This is a genomic window from Herbaspirillum sp. DW155 (assembly GCF_037076565.1).
GTDB lineage: Bacteria > Pseudomonadota > Gammaproteobacteria > Burkholderiales > Burkholderiaceae_D > Herbaspirillum.
In genome coordinates, this window is sequence record NZ_AP029028.1 from 5,207,711 (window position 1) to 5,220,377 (window position 12,667).

Consider the following 12,667-nt stretch of genomic DNA (forward strand, 5'->3'; position numbering starts at 1 on the left):
ATGAAAAAACTGACTTCATCGTTTGCCGCCCTGGCCCTGTCGCTGGCCGCACTGGTTGCAATGGGTGCACTCAATCCGGCGCACGCGGCCGATCAGGACGTGGTGGCACGCGGCCAGTATCTGGCCCGTGCCGGCGACTGCATGGCCTGCCACAGCGCAGCGGGCAAGCCGGCCTATTCGGGCGGGCTGGCCATCGACAGCGGCCACGGCATCATCTATTCCACCAACATCACGCCGGACAAGGAACACGGCATCGGCAACTACACCGAGGCGCAATTTGCCAAGGCCGTGCGCCACGGCGTGCGCGCCGATGGCACGCAGCTCTATCCGGCCATGCCCTACCCCAGCTATGCCAAGGTGAGTGACGAGGACATTCATGCCCTCTACACCTACTTCATGCAAGGGGTCAAACCGGTGGCCACGGCGGCGCCGGCCAGCAGCATGAGCTTCCCCTTCAATATCCGCTGGGGCATGAAGCTGTGGAATATCTTCTTCGCCAATGACAAACCCTTCAAGGAGCAAGATGGCTGGAACGCCGAAATCAGACGCGGTGCCTATCTGGTCGAGGGTCTGGGCCATTGCGGCAGCTGCCACACGCCGCGCGGGTTCGCCATGAACGAGAAGGCCAGCGACAGCAGCCAGGCGCAGTTCCTCTCGGGCGGTGACCTCAACGGCTGGGCCGTGCCTTCGCTGCGCGGCATGCCGCACTGGAGCGCACAGGATATCGTCGACTACCTGCAGACCGGTCGCAACAAGACCGCCTCGGTGGCCGGTGAAATGAGCCTGGTGGTGGAGCACAGCACTGCGCACCTGAAGTCCGAAGACCTTCAGGCCATCGCGGCCTACCTGAAGACGCTCTCGCCGGTAGCCTCCAGCAGCAGCGGCCGGGTGACACCGCAAGGTGCCGAGGCCACGGCCAGGAAACTCACGGCGGCCAAGGATCTGACGCTGGGCGAGCGGCTCTATCTCGACAATTGCGCCGCCTGCCATTTCGTCAATGGCCGTGGTGCGCCGGGCATCTTCCCGGTGCTCGATGGCGCTACCGTGGTCAATGCCGACAATCCCAGCGCCTTGCTGCACGTGATCCTGGCCGGAGCGCGCACGCCCTCCACCGAGAAGGCGCCGTCGATCCTGGTCATGCCGGGCTTCGCTCATCGTCTCTCGGACAAGGAAGCGGCCGAGCTGGCCACCTTCGTGCGCCAGGGCTGGAGCAACCAGGCGGGTGCCGTGTCGGAAAGCCAGGTGAGCCGGATGCGCGCAGGCCTTGCCAGAGAAGGTTCCTGATCGCTTGCACGGATGGTTGCAATGAAAGGCCCGCATGCAGACATGCGGGCCTTTTTTACATCGCCAGGGTGCTCGCGCCGCGCGCGGCAATTGACCTGCAAGACCGATCACGCCACTATAGCGCTCACAAAATCTTCCTCGAAAGCAAGCATGTACCCCACCTACGGCGCCACCTATCGCGGCAAGCACATCAGTGTCACCTGCACGCAGCAACGCGATGGCGATGTCCTCTGCGCCGTCAGCATCGATGGTGAACCGGCCACCGGCCTGCGCGGCAATCCCTTCGGCTCGGTGGCGTCGGCACAAGTGGCAGGGGTGGGTTATGCGCGCGCGGTCATCGATACCCTGCTCGACAATGACGTGGCCGAGCGTCACGGCTATTTCATCCGGGTCAGCAGCAGGGAGCAGATCGACGGTACCTGGGTCGGCAGTTACCAGCTGCATCGCAATGACAATCCGGTCGCCTTCCGGCGCGTGGCGTGTGAGGACTTTCGCGGCAATACCCCGGTGGAGGCGGAACAGTACGCGATGGCGGCGGCCTTCGTCGCGGTGGATGCCGACATCGCAGCCGGCAGGCTCTGAGTTCCGGAAACCGCGTCAGGCCGTCTTTTTGCGGCGGCCCGGCAACTTGTCCTGCTGAGCCAGGATGGCCGACAGCAGGCCGGGGAAGCGCTGTTCGATATCGGCGCTGCGCAGGGTATTGATGTGCGTGGTGCCGTTGCTCTCGGTACGTACCAGTCCGGCTTCGCGCAAGACCTTGAAATGATGCGAGACGGTGGACTTGGGACGCCCGCCATCGAGCTCGCCACAGGTGGCACATTCCACGCGCGCGAGGTGGCGCACGATCTCCAGGCGGATCGAATCGCTCAGCGCGTAGAGCACGCGCTCCAGCACGAACTCGGCAATCTCGGGATGTTTGTAGGGACGCATCTGCAGGATGATACACCGTGGGTTATACTCCTTCCATAGTTCGAATATGTTCGAACCAACGAAACAGGTGATGTGCGTGCATGTCGCCTGCCGATTCCTTTTTGATTGTTGAAGAGAACTCCCATGTCTTCCCTGTTCACCCCTTTCAAGCTCAAGGACCTGAGCCTGCGCAACCGTATCGCCGTCCCGCCCATGTGCCAGTACATGGCGGTGGACGGCAAGGTCAATGAATGGCACCTGTCGCACTACGCCAGCATCGCCCGCGGCGGTGCCGGTCTGGTGATTGTCGAAGCCACTGCCGTCGCCCCGGAAGGCCGCATCACGCCCGGCTGCACCGGCATCTGGTCGGACGATCTGGCGCAAGCCTTCGTGCCGGTGGTGCAAGCCATCAAGGCCGCCGGTGCCGTGCCCGGCATCCAGATCGGCCATGCCGGCCGCAAGGCCAGCGCCAACCGCCCCTGGGAAGGCGACGACCACATCGCCGCCGACGATGCGCGCGGCTGGGACACCATCGCCCCCTCGGCCATCGCATATGGCAAGGGACTGCCCAAGCTGCCCAGGGCCATGAGCCTGGACGACATCGCCCGCGTACGCCAGAACTTTGTGGATGCCGCGATCCGCGCCCGCGAGGCTGGCTTCGAATGGCTGGAACTGCACTTCGCACATGGCTATCTGGGCCAGAGTTTCTTCTCGGCGCATACGAACCAGCGTGATGACATCTACGGCGGCAGCGTCGAAAACCGCGCCCGCTTCCTGCTGGAAACCCTGCGGGCGGTACGCGCAGTATGGCCGGAACATCTGGCCCTGACGGTGCGCTTCGGCGTGCTGGAATACGATGGCCGCGATGAAGAGACGCTGATGGAATCCATCGGCGTGGTGCGCCAGTTCAAGGACAGCGGCATGGACATGGTGAGCGTGACCATCGGCTTCACCATTGCGGAAGTACAGATCCCCTGGGGTCCGGCCTTCCTCGGTCCGATCGCCAGGCGGGTGCGCGAGGAAGCCGGCGTGCCGGTCTCATCGGCATGGGGCTTCGGCACGCCGGAACTGGCCGAGCGCGCTATCAGGGAAGGCCAGCTCGACCTGGTGATGGTGGGCCGCGCCCACCTGGCCAATCCGCACTGGCCCTATCAGGCGGCCAAGGAACTGGGCGTGGAACGCGCCTCGTGGACGCTGCCGGCACCGTACGCGCACTGGCTGGAACGGTATTGATGAGGCCAGGCTGCCTTCGCTGCGTGCCACCGGGCATGACAGGATCGCAGCCTTGGCGGCCAGCAAGCCGCTCAGGAATTCCCTGAGCGGCGTATGTGTTTTCTAGGGAAAATCACTAAAGCCAGCGGCGGTGGTCTGTCCTAAGATGAAGTCGTCTTGAGGAGATCATCATGTTCACCCCCTTCCTGCTGACTGCCGTTCTCTCTACCGTGATGCCCGTCGCGCTGTGCCCGGCGGGCATCATCCTGTTGGCCCGAGCCCGCTGGCGGCCGCCTTGCTGAGCGAGCGGGACGGCACCGAGCAGGTGCCGCCTGGTGTGTGTCTGCCTGAATCGCGATGAAATGATGTTGTCCCCCTGTTCGTTGGACCAGGGGGATTTTTTTGTGCGCGTCAGTAGAAAAGCAAAGTCCACAAGGGAACGCTGGCCAACAGCAGACAGCCGAGGAAGGCGGCAAGGAACAGCAGTTTTTTCTTTCGGGTGACCATGGTGAGCCTGCAAACGGGATGGGCGCGGCATGCGCAAGGCGGCAGTGTACCGCGCCCACCCGCATCAGGCCATGCCGTTGCGGCCATGCGCGCGAAAGCCCGGCCGCTCGCTCAGGCGCTCGTAATAGGCGGCCACGGCCGGCAGGGGTGCATGATCGAAGGGCGTACCGAACCAGCGGTTCACCGACAAGCCCACCGGAATATCGGCCAGCGTGAAATCCGGCCCGGCCACGAAGCCGCCACTGTGCTGCAACTGCTGCTCCAATACCTGCATGAAGCGCGTCCATCCGGCAATGGACGCCGCCAGTTGCTGCGCATCGCCATGCTCGGGCGACTTGCGCACCAGCGCCATGAAGGCATAGCTCCAGCTGCGGTTGAGGTCGCTGGCCTGCCAGTCGATCCACTGATCGATGCGCGCACGCAGGCGGCGGGTCTGCGGGTAGAGCGCGGTGCCGCCATATTGCCCGGCCAGATAGCGCAGGATGGCGTTGGACTCCCACAGGATGAAGCCATCATCATCGATGACCGGCACCATCGCATTGGGATTCATGGCAAGGAAGGACGGCTCGCTGGTCGCCCTGAAACCGATGCCCCAGTCCTGCCGCTCGAAGCTGATGTCCAGCTCGCTACAGGCCCACAGAACCTTGCGTACGTTGATGGAATTGTCACGGCCGTAAATCGTCAGCATGCGCGTCCTCTGCAGGGGGAGTGTCAAGATCCTCAAGCCTAGCAGGTGTACCGGTACAGTGACATGTACAGTTAGCCTGCAGAACGCGATGTGTCTGTTGCGCACCGCTGAAGTGGCACGGTACAAAGTCGTCAACTGTACCGGGACGGGTTGAACAAGTGGCCGTACAATCGTCATCCGATTGGCCATCCCGACACCGCATTGCGGTGCAGTCCACGCCCATGTCCTCCTCCAACATCGCCAAGCTGTTGCTGCTGGCCGCCATCTGGGGCACCAGCTTCATGCTCATGCGCATTGCCGCACCGGTCTTCGGTCCCATGCTGACGACCTTCGGCCGGGCCTCGCTGGCCACGCTGTCGCTGCTGACTTTTGCGCGCATGCGCGGGGTGCCGCTGCAGTGGCGCCGCAACTGGCTGCCCTATCTGGTGATCGGCGTCTTCAATACCGCCCTGCCCTTCGCTCTGTTTGCCTGGTCGGCGCTGCACATTCCCTCGGCCTACATGGCGACCATGAATTCACTGGCGCCGGTCTTCACGGCCATGTTCGGCTTCCTGCTGCTGGGTGAACGGCTGAGCCTGGTGCGCACCGGCGCCTTCGTGCTGGGCCTCGTCGGGGTGGCGGTGCTGGTGGGCATCGGCCCGGCACCGGCCGATGCGCTGGTGATTGCGGGCGTGCTGGCGGCCATGGGTGCTGCGGTCAGCTATGGTTTCGCCGCCACCTTCACGCGCATGCGGGCCGGTGGCATCCCGCCCATTGCCATGGCCACCGGCAGCCAGTTCGCCGCCGCCCTGTGCCTGCTCCCGCTGGCCGCGCCCTCGATGCCACATGCGCTGCAGGCCGGCACGCTGCCGGCGCTGCTCTCTGTACTGGTGCTGGGCGTGGTCTGTACTGGTATCGCGTACGCACTGTTCTTCCAACTGATTGCCGCCGAAGGGGCCACCAAGGCCATCACGGTGACCTTCCTGGTGCCGATGACGGCATCGCTGTGGGCCTGGCTGTTGCTGGATGAACCGGTGACCCTGGGAACCGTGACCGGCATCGCCATCGTGCTGGTGGCGACCGCCACGGCCCTGCGGGCCAAGCCGGCGGGGGCGGTCAAGGACAAGAAAGTGACCGCCTGAACCAGCCCCGCACACGGGCGGCCACGACAAAACAAGAGACGCTTACTGCGCGCCGTGCTCGGCCTTGAGGTAGTTCCAGATGCGGTCGATGTCGGGCGTGGCGCCATCCAGGCGGCGGTAGACGCGGATATCCATCTCGTCGCACCACAGCCCCTGCTCCAGTGCTTCGCTGTCGTTGGGCGCGATGGCCAGGGTCAGCTTGCCTTCGGCAATCTCACGCGAGACCGCGCTGGCCGGCAGCCAGGCGATGCCATGACCTTCCACGGCCATGCTCTTCAAGCCTTCGGCCAGGTCGGTCTCGAAGCGACGGAACAGGTGCACGCGGCGCGGGCTGGAGTGCAAGGCCTTCTCGACGATGCGCGAGAGCGAGGAATACGGCGAATAACTGAGGAAGGGTTGCGGATCATTGGGCGTGCCCGGGAGCACGTACTTGGGCCGGCCACCGGGCAAGGTCTTCACGTAAGGGCGCAGGGGTTCCTTGCCCAGCGAGAGCACGGCATAACGTTCGGTATCGAGGGCGATGCCCTGCTGGCGGTGGTCATAGCACAGCAGCAGATCGCAGTTGCGCTCCACCAGGGCCATGACCGCATCGTGCACGTTGCCGGCCATGACCGTGGTGACGATGGCGCCGATGGTCTTTTCGATTTCCGACAGCAGCTTGGGGAACACCGTCAGCAGCAGCGTATGCGGCATGGCAAAGCGCACCGAGGACTGCGCCCCGGCCAGCTGGCCGCGTAGCACCAGCCTGGCCTGCATGGACTGGTTGAGCATTTCCTTGGCGATCGGCACGAAGGATTCACCGGCCGGCGTGAGCGTGCAGGGATAGGAGGAACGATCGAACAGTTCAGCGCCCAGCCAGGTTTCCAGCGAGCGGATGCGGCGGCCGAAGGCCGGTTGCGTGACGTTGCGCAACTTGGCCGAGCGGCTGAAGTTCAGCGTGTCGACGACCGAGAGGAAGTCCTCCACCCATTTGATTTCCATCTTCCCTACCCCGTTTGGCTTGCCGCACTGGTCCGGCGGCCCCAAGGTACCGGCCACGTTGTACCTGGCGGCAACCCTTCCCTGAAACGCCAGCCAATATACCGAACGGCATGGACAGCGCCCTATGCCATTTTGGCATGGGGCCTGTGCAGGGGACGTGGAGAAGAGACAGGGAAACCCTCCTCAGTTCAGCAGCAACGGCGCGTTTCCTCAGCGCATCATTGTCCGCTGAACAGGTTCAGGCGTTGGCTTGCAGTTCCTGCAGTACCTCAGCCGAGGTGGCCAGACGCACGCCGGCCTTGGACATGGCTGCGAGGAAATCCTGGTACTGCGTCTCGAAGCCGGCCACCGGGCTCATGCAATCGGTCACCAGCACCAGGCGGGCGCGGCCGGGGGCATCGAGCTGGGCGGCGATGTGCTCGGTGGTGGCCCGCACGCAGTGACTGCCGGCTTCGCCGGTGATGTAGACCGTATCGGCCCGGGCCAGGGTGGCGATGAAGTCGCGATTAAGCTGGGTGGCCGGATCATCCTCGTCCGGCACTTCGGCCATCACGGCCGAATAGTGTTCGGTCCAGGGGTTGCTGCCCTTGCCCAGCTTGGTGACCACGCCCAGCGTGTTTTCTTCCCAGCGGTTATAGGCCGCACGCACGTCGGCATGGACCGCTGCGCCCCAGCTGCCGATCTCGCAGTGCACCGGCCAGACCATCAGGCGATAGCGTCCGGCGGCTTCCAGCGCATCGAGATAGGCCAGGGCGCGCGGCAGCGACTGCGGATCACGCGGCAGGTAGTCACCGGCGCGCACTTGCGCCGCCTCGATCTGGGTGAACGGCGCAACGGCCGCGCCATCACGCTGGCGCCAGAAGGTGGGATGAGCGATGTCCAGCCGGTGGTGCGCATCGAGGGTGATGCTGATGGCCGACAGTCCCGCTCCACCCTGATCGATCAGGCCTGCAACGCGTTGCAGGTCGGCATGGCTGCCGGCCACCGGCAATGCCGGTCGCAATACGCCACCCGTGGCCGGATCAGCCGGGAGCCAGGACGCTGGCAGGTCGCAAAAATCGTTTTGCGGATCGATCACGAGGAGATGCAGGGAGCGTTTCATGGTGTCCATATTCCGGTGGATCGGATTGCGGTGATGCCAGTGTAGACCACCTGATCCGAGCGCGACGGACAGACCCGATCCAACCGCTGCTCCGTTGGACGGCAGCGGCGCATCAACAGCCGCGAAAAAAACGGCGCACCCGATTGGATGCGCCGCTTTTTTCATGGCTCAGATTCTCGAGCAAAGCTCAGGCACAGCAATTACCGCCAGGTTCGGCGCCGCGCGCACGGCGCAGCACGTCACGGCGATGGCGCACGCGTTGCGAGACGCGATAGACGGCGCGCTGGGTCAGCATCATGGACAGGGTGCTCAAGCTGAACTCGGCGGCAATGAGCAAACCGACCAGAGCGGTAAATTGCAGGTAAATCCGTGGATAGACGGACAGGCTACGCGAGAACAGTTGATGCAGCATGATGAATTCCTCTTTCTTGTTTTACGTGCTTGGGGTTCCTGCCTCACACCGGTGATGGTGCAGCGAACCGCGATGCGTGACCAACAGGATCGGCGCACGCATCGCATGCCCCTGCATCAGGCACCTGTGTAAGTGGAGTCGGCGGCGCCACCGGCGGTTTGTACGGCGCTTCTGGCGGGGCCATTGCTGATGACCGGGAACACCGAGTCAGGCTGGTTGGCGATGCCTTGAGCCTGCGCGCGGGCCAGGTCGGCCTTCACGGCGGCGCGGGTGGTGTGCGACACGAAGGGCTGATCGACCGGATAGGGGGCTTCGGCGAAAGCGACGGATGAAGCGGACAGGGCCAGGACGGCGGCGATGAGAGTCTTTGCGGACATGATGTTTCTCCTTGAATGCGTTGAGGGGACTTCAGTAGGGTTGCTTACAGTTCAGTGATGCATGTGGCCGGGATGTCGGTCGGCTCAAGCCACTCTCTAGAACCGCATCGCTTCTTGGGTTGCGATGTCGTTCATCGATGGACTGAAGTCTACGGAAGAGCGCAGAGGAGAAAAACCATGCTGTAAAGAATTGAGTGTTCCAGGTTCTGGAACAATCGCCTCAGCCTGTCAGGCCGATGGGCGGGATGCGGTGCGAATTCATGGGGGCTCTCCTGATGTCAGGTCCACTGGCGCTGGCTCACGCGCAGCGGCTGGGTGTATTCCTCATGCTGGGCTTGTTTCACTACGGGCTGGATGTTGCCGTGCCGCGCGCCAGTCGATGCGGAAGGCGCCTGCGCGGCTGGCCTCATCTGACGGGGCGGCCGTTCCACCGGCGGAGTGCGTCCGCCTCCCAGTGACTTGCGCAGGCGCTGGCGCGCCGGATCGTCAGGGTGTTCACCCACACGTTCGTTGGCGGAATGTTCGGAATTGGATTGGCGGTTGGCTTGCACGATGCGGTTCTCCCATCTCGACGCGGCATACGGAGGTGCCGTCTTGCAGGGGAGTATCCGCTTGGCGCACTGCCGCGATAAGCGGACAACGGCTCTGCCTGCTGTGGGAAAGCAGGCAGAGCCGCAGCGCTGCCGGTGCGCCTGTGGCGGCGCTCAGAAGTGATGGTCGTAGCGGATCTGGAATTTGCTGTTCTCGGCGCGGTTGCGCACCGCGAATTCCTGATAGACGTTGAAGAACAGCAGATCGCGTTCCGACAGTCGTACCATCGCTGCCGGCCCCAGCCCGACCACCCGTTCGCGGCGCCCGCCGACGTCGCTGCCGTTGACCTTGGTATCGGTGACCTGCTGCAGCCAGTAGCCGGCCGCGCCGACGGTCAGATCAGGACTGAGCTCGTACTCGGCCGCGAAGTTGGCATGCACCGCCTGTCCCGCCTGGGTGGAACTGACGTTGTTGCCGAAGGCTGCACTGGGGGAGTTGTTGCGGGCATTCCAGAGGTAGTGCAGGCGCCAGCTGAAGCTCAGCTTCGGTGTGGCCCAGAGCGTGCCGGCCCAATAAGGATCGAAGGACCAGGTATTGCTGCCCGGATTGACGGTGGCGTTGCGGTCGTAGGCGCCCGTGGGGAGGATGAATTGCATTTCGAAGCGCTGCGAATAAAGCGGCCCTTGCGTCCCCATGACGGGATCGTACTGCACAGACACGCCGGCGGTGATGTCGCCGATACCGGTATTGCCGCGAAGGATGGCGTTGCCCGCGCCATCGTCGACCTTGGCACTGGCCACCCACGGCACCAGCACCTGGAAGCCCAGTTGCTTGTTGCCGAACTTGGCGCCGGGCGGCACGTAGATGAACTGCGTGACGGGCGCGAAGACGCTGATGTCCTGGGTAGCAGGAAAGCCGAGCCGGTTGCCGTTGTTGTCCACCAGCTTGGTGGCCTTGCTGTAGGTGAGGTATTCGACGAAATAAAAGCCGGGGCCGCCGGGCAGCGGTGCGCCATCGAAGAAGCTGGTGCTGCCCAGGTTGACGGCGGGCTGGTCAAAAGCGCTGGCCAGCGCCGGCATAAAAGCCAGCGCCAGGGCCAGACGCGCGGCGCGCAGGCGGGCAGATTGTCGGTTCTCTCTCATGTTGTCTCCTTGTGTTCTTATCGGATCGGGCCTGTCGCGGCCCTTCAGAGGTAGGTGGACGCCAGGCCGCCATCGACCGGCAGGTTCACGCCATTGACCCAGCGACTGCCGTCACTGCAGAGCCAGACAATGGCCGCAGCGATCTCGTCGGGATAGGCCGGACGCTTCATGCGGTGGGCATCCTTCTGCACGCGGTCCTGACCCAGCATGGTCACGAAGTCGCCCAGGATGGGCGTGATCACCGGACCGGGGGCCACGCTGTTCATGCGTACCGAGTGCTGCAGGAACCACGGCTGGGCCTGCGCCATGCTCCAGACGATCAGCGCTTCCTTGAAATACTGGTAGCAGCTTTCCTGCGGGACCGGATGCTGCGCCAGCCAGTCGGCGCCCGCCGCAAAGCCCACGGTCTGTGCCAGCGCCTTGTGCTGTTCCAGCCGCCTGGGCCATTCGGCGCCGAGGATGGAGGCCACATTGACGATGGCGCTGCCCGGCGGCATGCGACGGATCAGCACTTCGGTGAGATGGCGCAGGCCGAGATAATTGACGCGCGCCACCAGATCAACCGGTGCCGTGCCGGGCACCCCGGCCACGTTGCACAGGCCATCGATCTTCTCGGGCAACTGCGCAGCGGCGTCATGGATGGCATCGGCGCTGGAAAGATCGGCCTGCACGAAGCCCTCCAGGCTGATGGCGGGCGGGTTGCGGTCCACCCCGATCACGCGCGCACCCTGTACCCGCAACAGCCGGGCAGTCTCGGCACCAATGCCGGAAGCAACTCCGGTGACGACGATGGTTTTGTCTTGCAGTGTCATGCTGGTCTCCTTGAATAATGATTGGTATTGTTTATATCGTTTATACGATTTATATCGTTTGCTGCTTCAGCGACGCAGTGGATTCAGAAGGGATAGGCACTGGCCTGTTCCTTGACCGTGATCCACTTCCATTGCGTGTACTCTTCCCAGTCGGCCGGGCCGCCCACGCTGGTGCCGTTGCCGGCGATGCCGGGGCCGCCGAAGGGATTGACGCATTCATCGTTGACGGTCTGGTCGTTGACGTGAACCATGCCCTGACGCAGCCGCGCGGCCACCCGCATGGCACGTCCGAGGGAGCCTGAGATCACTCCGGCCGCCAGCCCGCCTTGATTCTGGTTGGCCAGGGCGATGGCTTCTTCCTCGGAATCGACGCTGATGACACTGGCCACCGGACCAAAGATTTCTTCATCAAAAACGCGCATGCCCGGCCGCACGCCGCTCAATACGGTCGGTTGATAGAACAAACCTTCATAGCTGCCGCCAGCGAGCAGGCGGGCGCCTGCCGCCACGCTGTCCTGCACCAGCCCGTGCACGCGCTGCAACTGGCGCGCATCGATCAGCGGGCCCAGTGCCACCTGGCCGCTGGCACCGTCGCCCACGGGCAGGTGGCGCGCCTTTTCCACCAGCCGCTCCAGCAGGCCCGGCGCCTGCGAGGCATGCACCAGGATGCGATTGGCCGCCATGCAGATCTGGCCCTGATGCAGCCAGGCGCCCCAGGCGGCGTTGCTGGCGGCGATGTCGAGGTCGGCATCATCAAGGATCACCAGCGCATTGGCCCCGCCCAGTTCCAGCGAGACCTTCTTGAGATGGCGTCCGGCCAGCTCACCGATGCGGCGGCCCACGGCGGGCGAGCCGGTGAAAGCGATCATCGGCACCTGCGGCGCCGTGACCAGCGCCTCACCTGCTTCTGCGCCGCCCGGCAGGACGTGCAAGAGGCCGCGCGGCAAGCCCGCTTCCTCGAAGACACGCGCCAGCATGAAGCCGCCCGAAACGGGCGTGCGCACATCCGGCTTGACCACCACCGCATTGCCCGCGGCCAGCGCCGGCGCGACCGTGCGCAGGGTCAGGATCAGCGGGAAATTGAAGGGCGAGATCACGCCGATCACCCCCAGCGGCGCGCGCCTGGCGATGCTCAGGCGCCCGGGGCTGCTGGGCAGCAGCTGACCCTGGGCTTGCAGCGGCATGCCAGCGGCCAGATGGCACAGGGTGATGGCTTCGCGCACCTCGTGTTCGCCCTTGAAGAGCACGCCGCCGGTCTCGCGTGCAACCATGCGCGCCAGTTCGTCGAAGTGCTGCTGGAACAGCGCGGCGGCACGACGGAAGATATCGGCCCGCTCACGCGGCGGCACCGCCACCCAGTCGGCCTGGGCCGCCACGGCCGACTGGACCGAGATGGCCACATCGTCGGCACCGGCCAGACCGACTTCGGTCAGCGGCTGGCCGGTGGCGGGTTCGATGACGGTGGTGCCGTGTGCGGTTTCTTCCCAGCGTCCGCGGAACAGATGGCGTTGCCAGCGGGAAGGATCGAGAAAGGTGGTGGATGGCATGCGAGGTCTCCTTGGTAATGGCCGGTAAGTCCGGATCAGCGG

14 protein-coding genes are annotated in these 12,667 nt (G+C 64.4%); 4 read left to right on the forward strand and 10 right to left on the reverse strand.

Features of this window, described 5'->3' with window-relative positions; genetic code table 11:
- Both AACH55_RS23735 and AACH55_RS23740 read left to right on the forward strand, forming a co-directional pair.
- Positions 1–1,284 (forward strand): cytochrome c, encoded by a 1,284-nt coding sequence (locus tag AACH55_RS23735; RefSeq protein ID WP_338717124.1) that lies wholly within the window; start codon positions 1–3, stop codon positions 1,282–1,284.
- A 150-nt stretch (positions 1,285–1,434) separates the two neighbouring features.
- Positions 1,435–1,866: a hypothetical protein gene (locus AACH55_RS23740; RefSeq protein WP_338717125.1), complete on the forward strand. Its 432-nt coding sequence runs from the start codon at positions 1,435–1,437 to the stop codon at positions 1,864–1,866.
- Positions 1,867–1,881: 15 nt separating this feature from the next.
- Here AACH55_RS23740 and AACH55_RS23745 read toward each other — a convergent pair whose 3' ends face one another.
- A complete protein-coding gene (locus AACH55_RS23745; protein ID WP_338717126.1) occupies positions 1,882–2,214 on the reverse strand; it encodes a helix-turn-helix domain-containing protein in 333 nt (110 codons plus the stop codon).
- Positions 2,215–2,337: 123 nt separating this feature from the next.
- On the opposite strand from AACH55_RS23745, the gene AACH55_RS23750 reads away from it, so the two are divergent.
- Positions 2,338–3,426: an NADH:flavin oxidoreductase/NADH oxidase gene (locus tag AACH55_RS23750; RefSeq protein WP_338717127.1), complete on the forward strand. Its 1,089-nt coding sequence runs from the start codon at positions 2,338–2,340 to the stop codon at positions 3,424–3,426.
- A gap of 550 nt (positions 3,427–3,976) precedes the next feature.
- Here AACH55_RS23750 and AACH55_RS23755 read toward each other — a convergent pair.
- Entirely contained in the window at positions 3,977–4,600 is a 624-nt protein-coding gene (locus AACH55_RS23755) for a glutathione S-transferase (protein WP_338717128.1), read from the reverse strand.
- 221 nt (positions 4,601–4,821) lie between these two features.
- Here AACH55_RS23755 and AACH55_RS23760 point away from each other — a divergent pair, with 221 nt between their 5' ends.
- The gene (locus AACH55_RS23760; protein WP_338717129.1) at positions 4,822–5,721 is read left to right on the forward strand and encodes a DMT family transporter; all 900 of its coding nucleotides are present in this window, start codon (positions 4,822–4,824) and stop codon (positions 5,719–5,721) included.
- 42 nt (positions 5,722–5,763) lie between these two features.
- On the opposite strand, the gene AACH55_RS23765 is transcribed toward AACH55_RS23760, so the two are convergent.
- From AACH55_RS23765 to AACH55_RS23800, 8 genes are all read right to left on the reverse strand, one after another.
- On the reverse strand, positions 5,764–6,702 hold the full coding sequence (locus AACH55_RS23765; protein ID WP_338717130.1) for a LysR family transcriptional regulator: 939 nt from the start codon (positions 6,700–6,702) through the stop codon (positions 5,764–5,766).
- A 238-nt stretch (positions 6,703–6,940) separates the two neighbouring features.
- A complete protein-coding gene (locus AACH55_RS23770) occupies positions 6,941–7,804 on the reverse strand; it encodes a cysteine hydrolase (RefSeq protein ID WP_338717132.1) in 864 nt (287 codons plus the stop codon).
- A gap of 187 nt (positions 7,805–7,991) precedes the next feature.
- On the reverse strand, positions 7,992–8,216 hold the full coding sequence (locus AACH55_RS23775; RefSeq protein WP_338717133.1) for a hypothetical protein: 225 nt from the start codon (positions 8,214–8,216) through the stop codon (positions 7,992–7,994).
- Between the two features lie 116 nt (positions 8,217–8,332).
- A complete protein-coding gene (locus tag AACH55_RS23780; protein WP_338717134.1) occupies positions 8,333–8,593 on the reverse strand; it encodes a DUF4148 domain-containing protein in 261 nt (86 codons plus the stop codon).
- A 278-nt stretch (positions 8,594–8,871) separates the two neighbouring features.
- Positions 8,872–9,144, reverse strand: a complete 273-nt coding sequence (locus tag AACH55_RS23785; protein WP_338717135.1) for a hypothetical protein — start codon at positions 9,142–9,144, stop codon at positions 8,872–8,874.
- A 153-nt stretch (positions 9,145–9,297) separates the two neighbouring features.
- Positions 9,298–10,266, reverse strand: coding sequence for a transporter (locus AACH55_RS23790; RefSeq protein ID WP_338717136.1), 969 nt, complete (start codon positions 10,264–10,266; stop codon positions 9,298–9,300).
- A 44-nt stretch (positions 10,267–10,310) separates the two neighbouring features.
- Positions 10,311–11,078, reverse strand: coding sequence for a coniferyl-alcohol dehydrogenase (locus tag AACH55_RS23795; RefSeq protein WP_338717137.1), 768 nt, complete (start codon positions 11,076–11,078; stop codon positions 10,311–10,313).
- 83 nt (positions 11,079–11,161) lie between these two features.
- Complete coding sequence (locus tag AACH55_RS23800; protein WP_338717139.1) at positions 11,162–12,625, reverse strand: benzaldehyde dehydrogenase; 1,464 nt, start codon at positions 12,623–12,625, stop codon at positions 11,162–11,164.
- Positions 12,626–12,667 lie beyond the last annotated feature (42 nt).

Bases quoted from the DNA above. Each gene is read 5' to 3' on its own strand.
- AACH55_RS23755 (WP_338717128.1), bottom strand. From the start codon at position 4,600: ATGCTGACGATTTACGGCCGTGACAATTCCATCAACGTACGCAAGGTT.
- AACH55_RS23770 (WP_338717132.1), bottom strand. From the start codon at position 7,804: ATGAAACGCTCCCTGCATCTCCTCGTGATCGATCCGCAAAACGATTTT.
- AACH55_RS23745 (WP_338717126.1), bottom strand. From the start codon at position 2,214: ATGCGTCCCTACAAACATCCCGAGATTGCCGAGTTCGTGCTGGAGCGC.
- AACH55_RS23780 (WP_338717134.1), bottom strand. From the start codon at position 8,593: ATGTCCGCAAAGACTCTCATCGCCGCCGTCCTGGCCCTGTCCGCTTCA.
- AACH55_RS23750 (WP_338717127.1), top strand. From the start codon at position 2,338: ATGTCTTCCCTGTTCACCCCTTTCAAGCTCAAGGACCTGAGCCTGCGC.
- AACH55_RS23740 (WP_338717125.1), top strand. From the start codon at position 1,435: ATGTACCCCACCTACGGCGCCACCTATCGCGGCAAGCACATCAGTGTC.
- AACH55_RS23790 (WP_338717136.1), bottom strand. From the start codon at position 10,266: ATGAGAGAGAACCGACAATCTGCCCGCCTGCGCGCCGCGCGTCTGGCC.
- AACH55_RS23800 (WP_338717139.1), bottom strand. From the start codon at position 12,625: ATGCCATCCACCACCTTTCTCGATCCTTCCCGCTGGCAACGCCATCTG.
- AACH55_RS23775 (WP_338717133.1), bottom strand. From the start codon at position 8,216: ATGCTGCATCAACTGTTCTCGCGTAGCCTGTCCGTCTATCCACGGATT.
- AACH55_RS23765 (WP_338717130.1), bottom strand. From the start codon at position 6,702: ATGGAAATCAAATGGGTGGAGGACTTCCTCTCGGTCGTCGACACGCTG.
- AACH55_RS23735 (WP_338717124.1), top strand. From the start codon at position 1: ATGAAAAAACTGACTTCATCGTTTGCCGCCCTGGCCCTGTCGCTGGCC.
- AACH55_RS23795 (WP_338717137.1), bottom strand. From the start codon at position 11,078: ATGACACTGCAAGACAAAACCATCGTCGTCACCGGAGTTGCTTCCGGC.
- AACH55_RS23760 (WP_338717129.1), top strand. From the start codon at position 4,822: ATGTCCTCCTCCAACATCGCCAAGCTGTTGCTGCTGGCCGCCATCTGG.